Source organism: Nonomuraea sp. NPDC050328, from assembly GCF_044459405.1.
Taxonomy (GTDB): domain Bacteria; phylum Actinomycetota; class Actinomycetes; order Streptosporangiales; family Streptosporangiaceae; genus Nonomuraea.
In genome coordinates this window covers 128,914-145,073 of sequence record NZ_JBITIW010000014.1, presented here as the reverse complement: position 1 = coordinate 145,073, position 16,160 = coordinate 128,914, and the positions used below count along the sequence as shown (strand labels likewise).

The following is a 16,160-nucleotide window of genomic DNA, read 5'->3' as shown; positions in this document are numbered from 1 at the left end:
TGAGCACGGGATCGTGACAGATCGGGCCCGTCCGCGTCGAGGGGTCAGACCTCCAGGGCGTCCAGGAGGGCCTGCAGCCTGGGGGTCTCGCGGTCGGGCCGGACCAGCGCGAAGACGCTGCGGCTGGTGTTCAGCCAGGGCACGTCGGCGACCACCACGTCCGGTCCGTGCCCGGACAGCGCCAGGTCGGCGATGAAGGCCGCGCCCACCCCGGCGCCGATCAGCGACATCGTGATCTTGAAGTCGTCGGAGTGGCAGGCCACGGACGGGTACAGGTCCAGGCGGGAGAAGACGCCCTCGAAGAAGGAGGCGTCGCTGCTGCCCGGGTGGTGCATGATCCACGGCAGGTGCACGAGCTGCTCGACGCGGTACGGCGCCAGGTCCGGCCAGCTCGCCGGGAGCACCAGCTTGTAGGGGTCCTCGGCGATCCAGCGCCGGCTCAGCGCCGAGGGCCACGACAGGCCGGAGTTGCCGACCTGGTAGACGATCGCCGCGTCCATCTCGCCGCCGGCACCCAGATGCGGGATGAGCTGCGAGGACTCCCCCACGGTGATCCGCACCCCGGCCCGGTCGGCCGGCTCCATCGTGCGCAGGACTCCGGCCAGCCGGTCCACGAGGCTGGGGAAGACGCCGAGCCGGATCTGCCGCTCGCTGCCCCGGTGCACGGCCTGCACCGAGGTGATCATGCGTTCGAGGTCGGCCAGCACGGTTCCGGCGTGCCGGGCCAGCACCTGCGCCGCGCCGGTCGGGAGCACGCTGTGCGCCGAGCGCTCGAACAGCCGCACGCCGAGTTGCTTCTCCAGCGCGGCCATCTGCTGGGAGACCGCGGAGGAGGTGTAGCCGAGCCGGTTGGCCGCCGCGGCGAAGGAGCCGAGCTGAATGACCTCACGGAGCGTGCGCAGGTGTTCCGGCTTCAGCATCAGCGTTCCTTGCTCTCAGCTTGGCTAAATGTCGTGTTTATAGCGCTTCCATGCCCATTTCACTACTTCTACAGTGATGCCCACTGTCACTCCCCTCCCCTGGGCCCGGCCGGCGCCGCCGTACACGATCACCCCGCACGGCCGCCGGCCGTGCCGCGACCGAGCGATTGAGAGCCGTCTTGAGCATCCGCGTCTACCGCAACGCCGCCATCCACACCGGGGTGGCCGGCGCCCCACCGGCCCGCGCCCTGGCCGTGGACGGCGAGCACGTGCTGGCCGTCGGCACCGAGGCCGAGGTCCGCGCGGCCGCCGGCGCCGGGGCCGAGCTCGTGGACCTGGCGGGCGCGGCCGTCCTGCCCGGCCTCTACGACGCCCACATCCACACCGCCCAGTACGCCAACAGCCTCGGCGCGGTCGACCTGCGCGACGCCCGCTCGCTGGAGGAGGCGCTGGCGCTGGTGGCCGAGCACGCGGCCCGGCTGCGGCCCGGCCAGTGGCTGTTCGGCGGCCGGTGGAACGCCAACACCTGGACCCCGCCGCAGGAGCCGGACCGGTACGCGCTCGACTCGGTCTGCCCCGACCGGCCGATCGTGCTCCCGAACGTGGACGGCCACAGCGTGTGGGCCAACTCCGCCGCGCTGCGCCTGGCCGGCATCGACGCCTCCACCCCCGACCCGGCCGGCGGCGAGATCGTCCGCGACCAGTACGGCGAGCCGACCGGCATCCTGCGTGAGTCGGCCTCCTACCCGCTGCGCGCGCTGATGGTCGAGCCCGGCCTGCGCGAGCGGCTGCTGCTGGCCCAGGAGGAACTGCTCGCCCTCGGCCTGACCAGCGTGCACGACATCGACGGCGAGGACTGCCGCGAGGCCTACCTCGACCTGCGCGACAGCGGCCTGCTCAAGATCCGGGTGCACAAGGCGATCCCCGCCACCCATCTCGACGCCGCCATCGCCGAGGGCCGGCGCACCGGCCAGGGCGACGACTGGGTCCGGACCGGACCGGTGAAGATCTTCAGCGACGGCGCGCTCGGCTCGCACACCTGCCACATGAGCCAGGCCTTCGCCGGTGACGCCGCCAACCACGGCATCGCGGTCACCCCCTACGACGAGCTGGTCGCGCTGTTCCGCAAGGCGGCCGGGGCGGGCATCGCGGTGGCCACCCACGCCATCGGCGACCGCGCCAACCACCTGGTGCTCGACGCCTACGAGGCGCTCGGCGCCACCCCCGGCCTGCGGCACCGCATCGAGCACGCCCAGCACCTGCGGCCGGCCGACCTGACCAGGATGGCCCGGCTCGGCGTCGTCGCCTCCATGCAGCCGGTCCACTGCACCAGCGACATCGACCTGGTCGACTCGCTGCTGGCCGGGCACGATCTGGCCTCCTACGCCTGGCGCGGCATGCTCAACGCCGGGGTGGCCCTGGCCTTCGGCTCCGACGCGCCCGTCGAGCACCCCAATCCCTTCGCCGCGCTGCACGCGGCGGCGACCCGCACCCGCGCGGACGGCACGCCCACCGGCGGCTGGCAGCCCGAGCAGCGGCTGAGCATGGCCGAAGCGATCACCGCGCACACCCTCGGCGCGGCCTACGCGGCGGGCGAGCAGGACCGCAAGGGCGTGCTGGCCCCCGGCCGGCTCGCCGACTTCATCGCGGTGGACACCGACCCCTACCTGGAGCCGGCGGCCGCGGTGCTGCGCACCCACGTCATCACCACCGTGGTCGGCGGCCTCGTCCGCCGGCAACGATCCTGAAGGAGCACACCCCCGTGAACCCCCGCCTCCCCGCCCTGCTCGCCGCCTGCGCCCTGCTGACCACCGCCGCCTGCGGCGCCAAGAGCCTCGACGCCGCCTCCGGCCCCGACTCCGGGGCCCCCGCCGCGGAGGTCGTCCTGGACGTCGCCCCCGACGAGGAGAAGGCGGCCGGCGTCATCAACGCCATCACCCCGGACAAGGACCTGGCCGCCAAGGTGCCGGCCCGGCTGAAGAGCGCCGGGCTCAAGGTCGTCTCCTCGATCGGCTACCCGCCCATGGAGATGTGGTCGAGCGACGGCAAGACCGCGATCGGCATCGACCCGGCCCTGGCCCGGGCCATCGCCCGCAAGCTCGGCGTGAAGTACACGCTGACCGACGAGGAGTTCAACTCCCAGATCCCCGGCGTGCTCACCGGCCGCTACGACTTCGTCATCTCCTCGATGACCGACAACGCCGAACGCCAGGCGAAGATCACCTTCGTCGACTACGTGCGGGCCGGCTCCGGCCTGCTGGTCAAGAAGGGCAACCCGGCCGGCATCGCCACGCCCGCCGACCTGTGCGGCAAGACCGTCTCGGTCGTCGACAACGGCTCGTCGATGGAGCTGGCCGAGAGCTACGGCGCCGACTGCGAGAAGGCCGGCAAGCCGGCCGTGACCGTGCTGAAGTTCGCCGGCGACACCGAGGCGATGCTCCAGGTCATCAACGGCCGGGCCGACGCGACCGTCACCGACTACGTGGTGGCCGCCTACAAGGCCGCCGACCCCAAGGTCGCCGTCGAGGCCATCGCGCTCGAAGGCACCGAGAGCCCGTGGGGCATCGGCATGAAGCCGGACGACAAGGAGCTCATCGCCTCCGTCCAGGGCGCCCTGGACGCGCTCATCAAGAGCGGCGAGTACGGCAAGCTGCTCGCGGCCTGGAACCTCGACAAGCTCGCCGTCGAGTCCGCCGTGATCAACGGCGGCAAGTGACGATGCGCACCGAACCGATCCCCGGGCCCGCCGGGACGCCCGTCCCCGTCGCCCGCGCCCGCCACTGGGGCCGGCTGCTGGCCGCCGCGGCGGCGCTGGCGATCGTCGGGTGGCTGCTGTTCCTGCTGGTGGTCAACCCGCGCCTGGACTGGGGCGCGGTGGCCACCTACCTGTTCGACGACCGGATCCTGTCCGGCGTCTGGGTCACCGTCCAGCTCTCGGTCCTGGCCACCGTCCTCGGCCTGGCGCTGGGCGTGCTCTTCGCGGTCATGCGGCTGGCGCACAACCCGGTGCTCAGCAAGCTGGCGCTGCTCTACATCTGGTTCTTCCGCGGCACGCCGGTGCTGGTCCAGCTCATCTTCTGGTACAACCTGGCCTTCCTGTTCCCGGAGCTGGTGATCAAGATCCCGTTCACCTCGATCGGGCTGGTGTGGGACACCAACCAGGTGATGACCGGCTTCACCGCGGCGATGATGGGGCTCGGCCTGAACCTGGCCGCCTACTTCGCCGAGACCGTGCGGGCCGGCATCCAGGCCGTCGACCACGGCCAGACCGAGGCGGCCTACGCGCTGGGCATGACCCCGGCCAAGCGCATGCGGGTGATCGTGCTGCCGCAGGCGCTGCGCATCATCATCCCGCCGACCGGCAACGAGTTCATCTCCATGCTGAAGACGACCTCGCTGGTCTATGCGGTCGCCGGGCACGACCTGATGACCAACGCGAGCCAGATCTACAAGGCCAACAACCTGATCATGGAGCTGCTGATCGTGGCGAGTCTGTGGTACCTGCTGCTGACCACCGTGGCCACCTTCCTGCAGGGCAGGCTGGAGCGCCGCTTCGGGTCCGAGGCCGTCCGGCTGGTACGGCGGGGCGGCCTGGCGGCCCGGGTCCTGCCGAAGGTCGCCGCGTGAGCCCGGTCGTGCACGCCACCGGCGTGCGGATGAGCTACGGCGAGGTCCAGGTGCTCAACGGCGTGGACTTCGAGGTCGCCGCCGGCGAGGTGAGCTGCGTCATCGGTCCATCGGGCTCGGGCAAGTCCACCTTCCTGCGCTGCGTCAACGGGCTGGAGCCGGTGCTCGGCGGCAGCCTGCGGGTGCTGGGCCAGGAGGTCGGGCACTCGATGCGCGGCGGGCGCTACCACCCGTGGACGCCCAAGGAGTACGCCGCCTTCCGGCGCGACATCGGCATGGTGTTCCAGCGGTTCAACCTCTTCGCCCACCACAGCGCCCTGGAGAACGTCGCCTGCGGGCCGGTGCACGTGCTCGGCACGCCCACCGCCCGCGCGAACGCGCAGGCGATGGAGCTCCTGGACCGGGTCGGGCTGGCCGATCACGCGCACAAGCGGCCCCACCAGCTCTCCGGCGGGCAGCAGCAACGGGTCGCCATCGCCCGCGCGCTGGCGATGAACCCGGCGCTGATGCTCTTCGACGAGCCGACCTCCGCGCTCGACCCCGAGCTGGTGGACGAGGTGCTGGAGGTCATGCGCGCCCTGGCTGCCGACGGGATGACCATGGTCGTGGTGACGCACGAGATCGCCTTCGCCCGCGAGGTCGGCGACCGGCTGACCTTCTTCGCCGACGGCGTGGTGGTCGAGCAAGGGCATCCCGCCGAGCTGCTGGCCAACCCGGCGCACGAGCGGACCCGGGCGTTCCTGTCCAGCGTGCGCAGCGCGAGCTCGTGAGGCAAAAGGGTTTGCGGGCCGGCCGGGGCCGGGGGTAGATCTGGGACGACCACGAACACGGAGAGGAGGGACGAGCCATGATCCGCCCGATCACCGCGCCGGAGTCCTCCAGGGGTGCGGTCCACGCCTGAGCCCCGGAGCCCGGCGCCCCTCCCCTGGAGCGTGCCGTGACCCTTGCACCTGACGACCTGACCATCCGCCCGATCACCGGGCCGGAGGAGCTCGAACTCTTCCGGCGCCTGCCGTACGTCCTGGACGAGGAGCTGGCCGGCGACCTCGCCGGCGGACGCCGCCGCCCCGGCTGGCTGTGGGTCGCCCTGCGCGGCGACCGGCTGCTGGCCAGGGCCGCCTGGTGGGGCCAGGCCGGGGCCAAGACGCCGTTCCTGCTCGACGTCTTCGACCTCGACGACGACGATCCGGGCCCCGGCCCGGTGGCGGCCGGCGAGCGCCTGCTGCGGGCCGCGCTCGCCGAGGTGGTCCCGGCCGGGGCCGTCCCGCCGGAGTACCTCCGCTTCGTCCCGCCCGATTGGCGCGACTCCGCGCCGGACCGGCTCGCCGTCGAGCGGCGCCTGGCGGTGATCGGACGGACCGGCGCGCGGCCGCTCGTCGAGCGCCTGCGCCTGGAGTGGCGGCCGGGCACGCCGTTGCCCCCGCCGAGCGGCCGCCTGGCCTTCCGGCCGATGAACGGGGACGGCGAACTGCTCGCGCTGATGACCCGGGTGCTGGACGGCACCCTGGACGCGCACAGCCGGGCCGACCTCACCCGGATGCCGGCCGCCGACGCCGCCCGCAAGCACTTCGAGCAGGAGCTGGCCCACCTGCGCAGCCCGCGCGAGTGGTGGCGGATCGCGACGCTGCCGGACGGCGAACCGGTCGGCTTCGTCACCCCTGGACACAACGACTACAACGCGGTGATCGGCTACCTCGCCGTGCTGCCCTCGCACCGGGGCCACGGCTACATCGACGACATCCTGGCCGAGGGCACCCGCCTGCTGGCCGCCCAGGACGTGCCGCGCATCCGGGCGGCGACCGACGTCGGCAACGTGCCGATGGCCGCCGCCTTCCACCGCGCGGGCTACGTGACCTTCGAGCGCGTCGTCAGCCTGACGTGGGACTGAACGAGGCGCGGGCGGATCACCACTGGTCGGCGGGGAGCTCCACGCCGACGGCCGGGTCGTAGATGACCGTCTGGTCGGCCATCCGGATCACCGCGACCCGGGTGGCCAGACCGGCCTGTTCCAGGGCGCGGGCCGACTCCACGGCGTACCGGGAGAAGTGGTAGCGGTCACGCGTGGGGCTGAAGGGCGTGCGGCGCTCGCACAGGACCTCGTAACGGTCGCCCGGCCAAGCCGGCGGCAGTCCATTCAAGCGCTGGTGTCCGCCTGTTGTCGTCATCGCACGCTCACCCCCCTCTGTCCCCGGTTTCGGGCGCCGGAATCGGGCGCCCAGAAGACCTTAACAATCGGTGGCATCTTGCACCAATCAGGAATTCCGCCGAATCACGACGAGGCGGCCAGCGGGCCGTTCTTGGCCTGTGGGAAATAGCCCTTGTCGTGCGGGGCGTCACGCTTGTAGACCATGACCGTGCGCCGCCAGGACATGATCTCGTCGCCGTCCTGGTTGAGGCCCCGGGTGTGGCAGGAGACGATCCCAGCGTACGGCCGCGAGGCCGACTCGCGCTTGCCGAGCACCAGCGACTCGGCGTAGATCGTGTCGCCGATGAAGACCGGGTGGCTCAGCTTGATCTCCTCCCAGCCGAGGTTCATGATCGCGGTCTGGCTCATGTCGGCCACCGACAGGCCCAGCACGATCGCCACGGTCAGCCCGGAGTTGGCGATGATCCTGCCGTAGGGGGCGCGCTCGGCGAAGTGGGCGTTGAAGTGGTTCTGGTTGGTGTTCATGGTCAGCAACGTGAACCAGGTGTTGTCGGCCTCGCTGATGGTGCGGCCCAGCGGGTGCTGATGGACGTCGCCGACGACGAAGTCCTCGTAGTAGCGGCCGATGCCGGCCTCGTGCACGGTCACGGATCTCTCCCACCGGGGTGCTGGACGTCAGGCGACGACGGTAGCCGGGCGCCGTTTCGGCGGTCAACGCGCCGCCTCGGGCCGGTCAGAGCAGGAAGGTGGCCAGCGGGGAGCCGGGCGGGATGCGCTCGACGGTCAGCGGGCTGGCCTTCATCCGCACCAGCAGGCTGTCCAGGTCGGCGGCGCGCTCCAGCTCGATGCCGACCAGCGCCGGGCCGGTCTCGCGGTTGTTCTTCTTGACGTACTCGAAGGCGATGATGTCCTCGCCCTCGCCCAGCACCTCGTCCAGGAAGTGCCGCAGGGCGCCGGGGCGCTGCGGGAAGGTCACCAGGAAGTAGTGCCGCAGCCCGATGTGCACCAGGGAGCGTTCCAGCACCTCGGTGTAGCGGCTGACGTCGTTGTTGCCGCCCGAGACCACGCAGACCACCGGGCCGGGCGCGCCGTACGGCAGGAGCTCGCGGGCGGCGGCGCCGGCCAGGGCGCCGGCGGGCTCGGCGATGATGCCGTCGGTCTGGTAGAGGTCGAGCATCTCGGTGCAGACCGCGCCCTCGTCCACCGGGACCACCTCGTCGACCAGGTCCCTGACGAGCGGGAAGGTGGCCTCGCCGACCCGGCCGACGGCCGCGCCGTCCACGAAGGTGTCCAGCTCGGGCAGCGCGAGCGGGCCGCCGTGGTCGAGGGCGGCACGCATGCTGGCCGCGCCGGCCGGCTCCGCGCCGACGATGCGGGTGGCCGGGGAGTGCTCGCGCAGCCAGACGGCCAGGCCGCTGATCAGGCCGCCGCCGCCGACCGGCACGACGACGGTGTGCGGCGGCTCGGCCGACTGGTCGAGCAGTTCCATGCCGACCGTGCCCTGGCCGGCCATCGTGCGCACGTCGTCGAAGGGGTGCACGTAGATCGCGCCGGTGCGGTCGCTGTCGTCGTGCGCGGCGGTGCTGGCCTCGTCGTAGGTGCCGCCGCCGACGACCACCTCCACCCGCTCGCCGCCGAGCGCGGCGATGCGCTCACGCTTCTGCCGGGGCGTGGTGGACGGGACGTAGACGCGGCCGTCGATGCCGAGCCGTGCGCAGACGAACGCCACGCCCTGGCCGTGGTTGCCCGCGCTGGCGCAGACCACGCCACGCTCGCGCTCGGCCCGGGTCAGCGAGGCGATGAGGTTGAACGCGCCGCGCACCTTGTAGGAGCGGCAGATCTGGGTGTCCTCGCGCTTGAGCAGCACCGGCCCGCCCAGCAGTCCGGACAGCCGGTGGTTGGGCTCCAGGGCGGTGCGGCGCACCACGGGCCGGAGCCGTTCGGCCGCCTGGCTGATCAGGGCGGCGGTGAGGCGCTCGGTCATCCACGGATGGTAGCAAGGTGACGCGAGTGCGAGCGGAGACCGGCCGGTCTCAGGAGCCCGAGGCAGCGTTCTGGCGCTCGCGGAATTCGGCCAGGACGGCCTTGCGCGCGGCGGCCGACAGCCGGTCGATGTAGAGCATGCCGTCCAGGTGGTCGCTCTCGTGCTGCAGGCAGCGGGCCAGCACCCCGGTGCCGTGGACGGTCACCGGCGCGCCGGTGACGTCGAAGCCGTGGCAGGTGGCGAGGTCGGGCCGTCCCACCACGGCGCGCGGGCCGGGCACCGACAGGCAGCCCTCGTCGTCGGGGTCGAGGTTGCGGTCCTTGTGCGCGGGCAGCTCCAGCGTCGGGTTGACGATCACGCCCTTCTGGTAGACGTCGTCGCCGTCCGGGCAGTCGTAGACGAAGACCCGCAGGCCGACGCCGATCTGGTTGGCCGCCAGGCCCACGCCGTTGGCCTCGTACATGCTGGCGAACATGTCCTCCACCAGCGCGGCCAGCTCGTCGTCGAAGCGCTCGACCGGGCGGCACGGGGTGTGCAGCACGGGCGTGCCGACGAGGGTGATGGGGCGTGCCGTACCGGCCATGAACAAACCGCCTTGGGGGACGTGGGAGCGTGTGGTGCAGCGACCAGAATAGGCGAATCCGCGTGCCATCCTGGAGCGGGCGTCGAGGGGCGGGTGGGGGATGACCTGGTGGCAGGCGGCGCTCGGGTTCGCCTCGGGGTTGCTGATCGCGGCGGTGACCGCGCCGGTCGGGGTGTCCGGGGCGGTGTTCCTGCTCCCGGTCCAGCTCAGCGTGCTGCAGGTGCCGAGCCCGGCGGTGACGCCGACGAACCTGCTGTTCAACGTGGTGGCCACGCCGGGCGCGCTCCTGCGGTACGGCAGGCGCGGCGAGCTCGGCGGGGCGCTGACCCGGCTGCTCGTCCTCGGCACGCTGCCCGGCGTGGTCGCCGGAGCGGTGCTGCGGGTGTTCGTGCTGCCCGGCGGGCAGGTCTTCCGGCTCCTGGTCGCGGGGCTGCTGCTGCCGCTCGGGCTGTGGCTGTGCCTGCGGACCCTGCGCCCCTCCAAGGGGCCCGCGCCCGAACCGGCCGGGCCCTCGCCGCGGGCGATCACCACGCTGGCCCTGGCCGTGGGGGTCGTCGGCGGGATCTACGGCATCGGCGGCGGGTCGCTGCTCGGGCCGATCCTGGCCGGGCGCGGCCTGCCGGTCACCCGGGTCGCGCCGGCCGCGCTGGCCTCGACCTTCGTCACCTCGATCGCCGGGGCGGCCACCTACGCCGTCCTCGCCCTGGCCACGCCGGGCGACATCGCGCCCGAGTGGGCGCTTGGGCTGCTGTGCGGGCTGGGCGGGCTGATCGGCGGCTACCTGGGCGCGCACCTGCAGCCGCGGCTGCCCGAGCCGGGGCTGCGGCTGCTGCTGGGGGTGCTGGCGGTGGGGGTGTCGGGGGTGTACGCGGTTCAGGGACTGGCCATGTAGACCCCGGTGGCCGGCCTCGGGGTGACGCGGCTCCTTGCCGTGCCGGCCTTCAGGGGCGGGGCGAGCGGTGGAGGGCCTCGCGCTGGGCGGGGGTGAGGCGTTCGGGGCGCAGGCCGAGTGTCCAGGCGCCCGCGGGCGTGCGCACGAGCTGGAGCGGGTCGGCGATCTCCGGCCGCCGGTCGAGCGTGCCGAGGGCGGCGGCGGCCCGGTCCGGCTCCCACCCGAGGGCCTGCGCGAGGTCGGCCTCGGTGCGCGGCGCACCCGCGTGCACGAGCGCCGCGACCATGGTCAGCGCGTCCCCGGCCACCGCGGCCGTGACGCCTCCGTCGCCCATGTGGTCGCTGAGCCGCCCGAAGAAGCCGCGCATCCGCTCCAGCCGCTCCGCCGCCGCCGAGCCGGGGCCGAGGAGCTCGATCCCCCGCCGCGCCGCCTCGGCCACCTCGGCGTGCGCGCCGGTGTCGGAGCGCCAGGCGCGGAACCAGACGTCGTCGTCGATGAAGTACTGCTCCCGCCGCCCGGACGGGTCGAGCCTGCGCCCGACCAGGTCCATGGCCTCCAGGTAGCCGATGGCCTTGGAGATCGAGGCGGGGCTGACCCGCAGCAGCCGGACCAGTTCGGCGGCGGTGCGGCTGTCGGTGTCGGCGGTGAGCAGGCAGGTGAACACCCGCGCGGGCATCCGGGGCAGGCCGGTGGCGGCCAGGGCCGTCGCGAGCCGCTCCAGCAAGGCCCGCGTCTGCTCGGAGTCCGTCCCCACGGCCTCGGCCGTCCCCGCCGGGACGCCTCCGGCCGGCCCGATCGTACGGCGAGGCGAGCGGCGGCCCGCGGCTCGCTGGGCTCCGTCGGCCCGATATCCGCCCGGCCCGCCGTTGCGCGCGACCTCCCGGCTGACGGTCGAGGTCGGCCGCCCCAGCCGCCTGCCGATCTCCGCGTATCCCACCCCTTCGACCAGCCAATCCGCGATCCGCCGGCGGTCGTCAAGGGTCAGCCTGCCCCCGGGCATCCGGTCACCTCCTGTGGCGTTCACCAACACTATAGTGCAACGGCTCATTGCGTTTCCCGTCAGCTCTATTGCAACGCTGCACTATTTGATGTTGACGCTTCATGAAACGCAACGTAGCCTTTCCGCAGATGCAAACGCCGAGGAAAGGCAGCTCCATGCATGTCATGGCGATTTCCGCCGTCTCCGACCAGAGCCGCTTCTGGAACGCGGTCAAGTCCGCGTACGGCAAGCTCCCCCGGAACGCCGCCTGGAAGCTGGCCGTCGCCAGCACCGACGGCACCAGAGCGGTGAACGTCGTCAAGCACGACTCCATCGACGCCGTCCGCGAGCTGTTCGAGGCCCACGCCGGCCCCTACGCCACCACCGAGTTCCTCGAGGCGGACGCCGCCAACGCGGTGGGCCTGCAGAAGTGAGCGTGGACACCACCGCCCTGCGAGCCCGCCTGGCCGGCCTCCTCGCCGAGTACCGGATCCCCGGCGCCTCGGTCGGCCTCCTGCGCGACGGCGAGGTCACCGACTTCGCGCTCGGCGTCGCCGACGTCACCACCGGTGAACCGGTCACGACCGGCACGGCCTTCCAGATCGGCTCGCTGACCAAGACCTGGACCGCGGTGACCTTCCTGCGGTTCGTCGAGGAGGGCAAGGCCGCACTGGACGAGCCGGTCCGCGCCTTCCTGCCCGGCTTCAAGGTCGCCGACCTTGAGGTCTCCGCCAAGGTCACGCCCCGCCACCTGCTCAACCACACGCACGGCATCGAGGAGGACTTCGGCGATCCCGGCGAGGACGACGACGTCTACGAGCGCATGGTCGCGGGCATCGCCGGCGCTCCCCAGGTCCACCCGCTGGGCCACACCCACGGGTACAGCGCGGCGCTCGGTTACGCGATCCTGGCCCGCGTCATGGAGGTGATCGACGGCAGGCCGTGGGACGACATCCTCACCGACCGGCTCGTCCGGCCGCTGGGGCTGAGCCGTACCAGCAGCCGCCAGGAGCTGGCCGACCCGGCGCGGATGGCGACCGGGCACCTGGTCCGCTCACCCGACGAGGGCCCGATCGTCTCCCCGCTGAGCCACCTGCCGCGGCTGTTCGGCCCCAGCGGGACGATGACCTCGACGCCGCGCGAGGTCCTCGCGCTCGCCCGCCTCCTGCTGGACGAGGGCGTGGCGGCGGACGGCACCCGGATCCTCTCGCCCGGTCTCGTCCGCGAGATGACCGGCTCGCGCGTCCCCCTGCCCGAGCCCTACTCACTCGGCCGGGAGTGGGCGCTCGGCCTGCTCGCCGACACCTGGTCCGGCGTGGAGGTCTACGGCCACGACGGCAGCACGATCGGCCACAACGCCCGGCTGCGGATCCTGCCCGAGCTGGGCCTGGCGGTCGCCATGACGGTGAACGGCGGGCCGCGCGACGGCTTCTACCGGCGGGCGATGAGCGAGATCCTCACCTCCGTGGGCGCGCCCGCCGTACCGGACCTGCCGGCTCCCGACCCCACCCTGCGGCTCGACCCGGGCCGGTACACCGGCCGCTACGAGCGGCCCGGCCTGCGCTACGACGTGGGCAGCCGGGACGGGACGCTGACGCTCAGCTTCCACCTCAACCCGATGGAGGCCGAGTTCCTGGGCCGGCCGGACCGGATCGACTACGACCTGCTGCCGGTCAGCGAGACCCACTTCGTCACCCGCTCCCCCGACCCACTGGAGGACCCTCAGGTCGTGGCGCTCTACGACTTCCAGGACGGGAAGGCGCGCTACCTGCACACCAACAGCCGGGTCACCCCGCGGGCGGCTCCGGCGGCAGGGTGGTGAGCACGGCGAGGAGCGTCGACTCCACCCAGGCCCGCCAGGCCGCATGGCTCCACCTCCGCTCGCCGACCAGGAGCGTGTAGGTCTCGGGCGATTGAACGGCCAGCGCGATGTCGGCCGCCGTCTCGGGGGTCAGGCCGGCGCGCAACGGCGTCTTGTCCGCCAGCGCCTCGGTGAAGACCCGCAGGACGGCGAGCCGCTGGGCGAGGTTGGCAGCCCACAGCTCGCCCAGGTCGGGATCGGTCGGCGCGGCGCTGCGCACCACGTCGAGCAGCGGCGCGGCGCGCAGGTAGATCTCACCCGCTCCGGCCACCTGGCGGCGGAGCTGGCCGCGCGGGTCCGGGTCGTCGAGCGCGGCCCGGACCCAGGGGCGTTCCAGCGTGGGCACGGGCCGGTCGTCCCCCGCCACCGCCTGGTCGAGCGCGGTGGCGAGGATCGCCTTCTTGGTGCCGAAGGCGTAGTACACCGTCTGCTCGCTCACCCCCGCCCGGGCCGCGATCGCGCCGATGCTCGTCGCGGTGTAGCCGTCGGCGACGAACAACTCCCCGGCCGCCCGGACGAGGCGGGCGCGGGTGGCCTGCGCGCGGGCGGCGCGGCCGTCGACCTTCTCCTGTGACGTCCCTCTCATCCGCTTGACTGTAGCAGCACTACAAAAACATTCTCTTAGTGTGACTATAAAAACCCTGTCGGACGGGCTCCGATGACCACGATCCTCGTCCTGGGCGGGCACGGCGCCGTCGGCCGGCACGCCGTCGGCGCGCTCGCCGCCGGCCTGCCCGGAGCCACGCTGCTCGTCGGTGGCCGCAACCCGCGGCCGGTGCCCGGGGCGCGTCCGGTGCGGGTGGACGCCACCCACCCCGCCGCGCTGGCCGCCGCCCTGGAGGGCGTGGACACCGTGCTCATGTGCGCCGAGCTCGACAACGCCCGTGTCGCCCGTGCCTGCCTGGAACGCGGCATCGACTACCTGGACGTCACCGCCTCGCACGCCCAGCTCGCCGCGATCGAGGACCTCCACGACCTGGCCGTGCGCAACGAAGCGACGGCCGTGCTCAGCGTCGGCCTGGTCCCCGGCGTCACCAACCTGCTGGCCCGGCACGTCGCCGAGCGCGACCCGGCGGCGAGCGAGCTGCGCATCGGCGTGCTGCTCGGCGCGGGCGAGCGGCACGGCCCGGCCGCGCTCGCCTGGACCCTCGACGGCCTCGGCGTCCTCGACGGCTCGTGGCCGATGACCTTCCCCGCCCCGTACGGCAGGCGGACCGTCCACCGCTTCCCGTTCGCCGACCAGTTCACCCTGCCCGGCACGCTCGGCGTCCCCCACGCGCGCACCGGCCTGTGCCTGGATTCGGGGATGCTCACCGGCGTGCTCGCGGCGGCCCGGATCCCCGTGCTCGCCCGCCTCCTGCGCCACCGCTGGGTGCGGCGCTCGCTGGAGCGGGTGCACATCGGCGGCGACGGCTTCGCGGTGACCGTCTCCACGGGCCGGGCGCACGCGTCCTTCACCGGCCGGGCCCAGAGCCGCGCCACCGGCCGGGTCGCGGCCCAGCTCATCGGCAAGCTGCCGGCCCTGCCGCCAGGGGTCGGGCACATCGAGCAGCTCGTCGACCCGGCCGCCTTCCTGACCGCGCTCGCCGCCGGGGGCTTCGACCTGAGCCTCTGACGCCCGCGAGGCGGTCAGGGCCGCATGGTGACCGGCAGCGGCGAGCGGGGCTTCGGCATGCCGAAGGCGAACGAGGTCTCGATCGAGGCGAGCGACGGGATGGTGCGGATCTCGGTGCGCAGCAGCTCCTCATAGCTGAGGAAGCTGTCCACCACCACGCGGAGCAGGTAGTCGGTGTCGCCCGCCATGAGATAGGCCTCGACGATGCTGTCGATCTCGCGGATGCGCTCCTCGACCTGGTGGACGACCTCGGCCGCGTGCGAGTCGAGGCGGATCCGGACGAACGCCGTGATGGTCAGCCCGACCGCCCGCGGGTCCACGTTCGCCGCGTACCCGGTGATCACCCCGTCGCGTTCGAGCCGCCGGAGCCGGCGCAGGCAGGGCGAGGGCGACAGGCCCACCCGGTCGGCCAGCTCCTGGTTGGTCAGCCGGCCGTCGAGCTCCAGCTCCCTGACGATCATCAGGTCGATCTCATCCATCCCCCATTCGTAGCAGATCCTGCCAATATCACCCCGAAATCCGGCATGATCGGCAATCGGCTGCTCCGTCCTCTTCCCTATTCTCCTAAGTCACCGAGCAGGAGGAGAGAGATGACGGGCAGCCGAACCACGGAACGGTCCGCCGTGGGGCTGGGCGCGATGATGCTCGCCGTGACCGTGTGGGCCGCCTACGCGCTCAGCATCCGGAGCGTCGCCTCCTCCAGCCTCACGCCCGGCGACCTGGCCCTGCTCCGCTTCGCCGTACCGGTGGCGCTGCTGCTGCCGTGGCTGCCACGGACGCTGCGGCGGTGCCGCGAGCTGCCGCTCCCGGCGCTGACCGGGGTGGCGGTGGGGGCCGGGCTGCCGTTCCTGCTGCTGTCGGAGGCGGGTGGCGCCGCCTCGACCGCCTCGCTCGTCGGGCTGGTCATCCCGGGCACGGTGCCGCTGTTCGTCAGCGTGCTGGCCTTCGTCCTGCTGCGCGAGCGGCCCGGCCGGGTGCGGCTGCTCGCGCTGGCGCCGATCGTGGCGGGCGTGGTGGTGACGCTCGTCCTCGGGCCGAACGGCGTGCCCGCCGCCGGGATCGTGCTCCTGCTGGCCGCCGGGGCGCTGTGGAGCGGCTACACCCTGGCGCTCGGCCGGGCCGGGCTGAAGCCGGTCGAGGTCGTGCTGGTCATCGCGGTGCCGTCGCTGCTGGCCACGATCGTGGCGATGGCCGCCGGGCTGCTCGACACCCGGATGTTGCGCGGCGACTCCACCGTCCCCGACATCCTCGCCATCGCGGGCGTGCAGGGCGTCGCCGTCGGCGTGCTGTCGACGCTCTGCTACTCCTTCGCGGTGCGGCGCATCGGCTCGCGGACCGCCTCGGCGCTCGGCGCGCTCAGCCCGGTGCTCACCGCGGTCCTCGCCGTCCCCTTCTTCCACGAGGTGCCGGACGCGGTGATGATCGCCGGCCTCGCGCTCATCCTCACCGGCGTGCTGGCCGCCACCGCCGCGAGCGGCCCCCGCCGCCGGGCCGCCGCCACCGCCCCGGCGGGCCGGGCCTAGCCCCCGGCACCCAGCACTCCCGCATTGAGC

18 protein-coding genes are annotated in these 16,160 nt (G+C 73.1%); 10 read left to right on the top strand and 8 right to left on the bottom strand.

What is annotated here, in order from left to right:
• Window positions 1-44 precede the first annotated feature (44 nt).
• Complete coding sequence (locus ACIBG7_RS38430) at window positions 45-920, bottom strand: LysR family transcriptional regulator (RefSeq protein ID WP_357925400.1); 876 nt, start codon at window positions 918-920, stop codon at window positions 45-47.
• Between the two features lie 179 nt (window positions 921-1,099).
• Here ACIBG7_RS38430 and ACIBG7_RS38425 point away from each other — a divergent pair, with 179 nt between their 5' ends.
• From ACIBG7_RS38425 to ACIBG7_RS38405, 5 genes are all read left to right on the top strand, one after another.
• Window positions 1,100-2,668 carry an amidohydrolase gene (locus ACIBG7_RS38425; protein ID WP_397339436.1) on the top strand — a complete coding sequence of 523 codons (1,569 nt, stop codon included), beginning with the start codon at window positions 1,100-1,102 and terminating at the stop codon, window positions 2,666-2,668.
• Between the two features lie 14 nt (window positions 2,669-2,682).
• Entirely contained in the window at window positions 2,683-3,636 is a 954-nt protein-coding gene (locus ACIBG7_RS38420; RefSeq protein ID WP_397339435.1) for an ABC transporter substrate-binding protein, read from the top strand.
• 2 nt (window positions 3,637-3,638) lie between these two features.
• Window positions 3,639-4,547 (top strand): amino acid ABC transporter permease, encoded by a 909-nt coding sequence (locus tag ACIBG7_RS38415; RefSeq protein ID WP_357925393.1) that lies wholly within the window; start codon window positions 3,639-3,641, stop codon window positions 4,545-4,547.
• A gap of 29 nt (window positions 4,548-4,576) precedes the next feature.
• Window positions 4,577-5,317 (top strand): amino acid ABC transporter ATP-binding protein, encoded by a 741-nt coding sequence (locus ACIBG7_RS38410; protein WP_357925642.1) that lies wholly within the window; start codon window positions 4,577-4,579, stop codon window positions 5,315-5,317.
• 167 nt (window positions 5,318-5,484) lie between these two features.
• On the top strand, window positions 5,485-6,435 hold the full coding sequence (locus tag ACIBG7_RS38405; RefSeq protein ID WP_397339434.1) for a GNAT family N-acetyltransferase: 951 nt from the start codon (window positions 5,485-5,487) through the stop codon (window positions 6,433-6,435).
• A gap of 16 nt (window positions 6,436-6,451) precedes the next feature.
• Here the strand turns inward: ACIBG7_RS38405 and ACIBG7_RS38400 are convergent, their stop codons facing one another.
• The 4 genes from ACIBG7_RS38400 to def form a co-directional block, all read right to left on the bottom strand.
• Window positions 6,452-6,712: a hypothetical protein gene (locus ACIBG7_RS38400; protein WP_357925388.1), complete on the bottom strand. Its 261-nt coding sequence runs from the start codon at window positions 6,710-6,712 to the stop codon at window positions 6,452-6,454.
• A 104-nt stretch (window positions 6,713-6,816) separates the two neighbouring features.
• Window positions 6,817-7,341: a MaoC family dehydratase gene (locus tag ACIBG7_RS38395; protein ID WP_357925385.1), complete on the bottom strand. Its 525-nt coding sequence runs from the start codon at window positions 7,339-7,341 to the stop codon at window positions 6,817-6,819.
• Between the two features lie 85 nt (window positions 7,342-7,426).
• The gene (gene ilvA, locus ACIBG7_RS38390) at window positions 7,427-8,677 is read right to left on the bottom strand and encodes a threonine ammonia-lyase IlvA (RefSeq protein WP_397339433.1); all 1,251 of its coding nucleotides are present in this window, start codon (window positions 8,675-8,677) and stop codon (window positions 7,427-7,429) included.
• A gap of 49 nt (window positions 8,678-8,726) precedes the next feature.
• Window positions 8,727-9,260, bottom strand: coding sequence for a peptide deformylase (def, locus tag ACIBG7_RS38385; RefSeq protein ID WP_357925380.1), 534 nt, complete (start codon window positions 9,258-9,260; stop codon window positions 8,727-8,729).
• Window positions 9,261-9,360: 100 nt separating this feature from the next.
• On the opposite strand from def, the gene ACIBG7_RS38380 reads away from it, so the two are divergent.
• Window positions 9,361-10,152 carry a sulfite exporter TauE/SafE family protein gene (locus ACIBG7_RS38380; protein WP_357925378.1) on the top strand — a complete coding sequence of 264 codons (792 nt, stop codon included), beginning with the start codon at window positions 9,361-9,363 and terminating at the stop codon, window positions 10,150-10,152.
• A 49-nt stretch (window positions 10,153-10,201) separates the two neighbouring features.
• Here ACIBG7_RS38380 and ACIBG7_RS38375 read toward each other — a convergent pair whose 3' ends face one another.
• The gene (locus ACIBG7_RS38375) at window positions 10,202-11,176 is read right to left on the bottom strand and encodes a helix-turn-helix domain-containing protein (protein WP_397339432.1); all 975 of its coding nucleotides are present in this window, start codon (window positions 11,174-11,176) and stop codon (window positions 10,202-10,204) included.
• Window positions 11,177-11,316: 140 nt separating this feature from the next.
• Here ACIBG7_RS38375 and ACIBG7_RS38370 point away from each other — a divergent pair, with 140 nt between their 5' ends.
• Window positions 11,317-11,565, top strand: coding sequence for a hypothetical protein (locus ACIBG7_RS38370; protein ID WP_357925373.1), 249 nt, complete (start codon window positions 11,317-11,319; stop codon window positions 11,563-11,565).
• 2 nt (window positions 11,566-11,567) lie between these two features.
• Window positions 11,568-12,953: a serine hydrolase domain-containing protein gene (locus ACIBG7_RS38365; RefSeq protein WP_397339431.1), complete on the top strand. Its 1,386-nt coding sequence runs from the start codon at window positions 11,568-11,570 to the stop codon at window positions 12,951-12,953.
• On the opposite strand, the gene ACIBG7_RS38360 is transcribed toward ACIBG7_RS38365, so the two are convergent.
• Window positions 12,919-13,578 (bottom strand): TetR/AcrR family transcriptional regulator, encoded by a 660-nt coding sequence (locus ACIBG7_RS38360; protein ID WP_397339430.1) that lies wholly within the window; start codon window positions 13,576-13,578, stop codon window positions 12,919-12,921. The genes ACIBG7_RS38365 and ACIBG7_RS38360 overlap by 35 nt on opposite strands.
• A gap of 72 nt (window positions 13,579-13,650) precedes the next feature.
• On the opposite strand from ACIBG7_RS38360, the gene ACIBG7_RS38355 reads away from it, so the two are divergent.
• On the top strand, window positions 13,651-14,607 hold the full coding sequence (locus ACIBG7_RS38355; RefSeq protein WP_397339429.1) for a saccharopine dehydrogenase family protein: 957 nt from the start codon (window positions 13,651-13,653) through the stop codon (window positions 14,605-14,607).
• A 14-nt stretch (window positions 14,608-14,621) separates the two neighbouring features.
• On the opposite strand, the gene ACIBG7_RS38350 is transcribed toward ACIBG7_RS38355, so the two are convergent.
• Complete coding sequence (locus ACIBG7_RS38350; protein WP_397339427.1) at window positions 14,622-15,086, bottom strand: Lrp/AsnC family transcriptional regulator; 465 nt, start codon at window positions 15,084-15,086, stop codon at window positions 14,622-14,624.
• 111 nt (window positions 15,087-15,197) lie between these two features.
• Between ACIBG7_RS38350 and ACIBG7_RS38345 the strand changes: the two genes are divergently transcribed.
• Window positions 15,198-16,130 carry a DMT family transporter gene (locus ACIBG7_RS38345; RefSeq protein ID WP_397339426.1) on the top strand — a complete coding sequence of 311 codons (933 nt, stop codon included), beginning with the start codon at window positions 15,198-15,200 and terminating at the stop codon, window positions 16,128-16,130.
• Window positions 16,131-16,160 lie beyond the last annotated feature (30 nt).

Coding starts and splice junctions, on each gene's coding strand:
- def (WP_357925380.1), bottom strand. CDS start 9,260: ATGGCCGGTACGGCACGCCCCATCACCCTCGTCGGCACGCCCGTGCTG.
- ACIBG7_RS38400 (WP_357925388.1), bottom strand. CDS start 6,712: ATGACGACAACAGGCGGACACCAGCGCTTGAATGGACTGCCGCCGGCT.
- ACIBG7_RS38355 (WP_397339429.1), top strand. CDS start 13,651: ATGACCACGATCCTCGTCCTGGGCGGGCACGGCGCCGTCGGCCGGCAC.
- ACIBG7_RS38350 (WP_397339427.1), bottom strand. CDS start 15,086: ATGGATGAGATCGACCTGATGATCGTCAGGGAGCTGGAGCTCGACGGC.
- ilvA (WP_397339433.1), bottom strand. CDS start 8,677: ATGACCGAGCGCCTCACCGCCGCCCTGATCAGCCAGGCGGCCGAACGG.
- ACIBG7_RS38345 (WP_397339426.1), top strand. CDS start 15,198: ATGACGGGCAGCCGAACCACGGAACGGTCCGCCGTGGGGCTGGGCGCG.
- ACIBG7_RS38415 (WP_357925393.1), top strand. CDS start 3,639: ATGCGCACCGAACCGATCCCCGGGCCCGCCGGGACGCCCGTCCCCGTC.
- ACIBG7_RS38410 (WP_357925642.1), top strand. CDS start 4,577: ATGAGCTACGGCGAGGTCCAGGTGCTCAACGGCGTGGACTTCGAGGTC.
- ACIBG7_RS38370 (WP_357925373.1), top strand. CDS start 11,317: ATGGCGATTTCCGCCGTCTCCGACCAGAGCCGCTTCTGGAACGCGGTC.
- ACIBG7_RS38380 (WP_357925378.1), top strand. CDS start 9,361: ATGACCTGGTGGCAGGCGGCGCTCGGGTTCGCCTCGGGGTTGCTGATC.
- ACIBG7_RS38430 (WP_357925400.1), bottom strand. CDS start 920: ATGCTGAAGCCGGAACACCTGCGCACGCTCCGTGAGGTCATTCAGCTC.
- ACIBG7_RS38360 (WP_397339430.1), bottom strand. CDS start 13,578: ATGAGAGGGACGTCACAGGAGAAGGTCGACGGCCGCGCCGCCCGCGCG.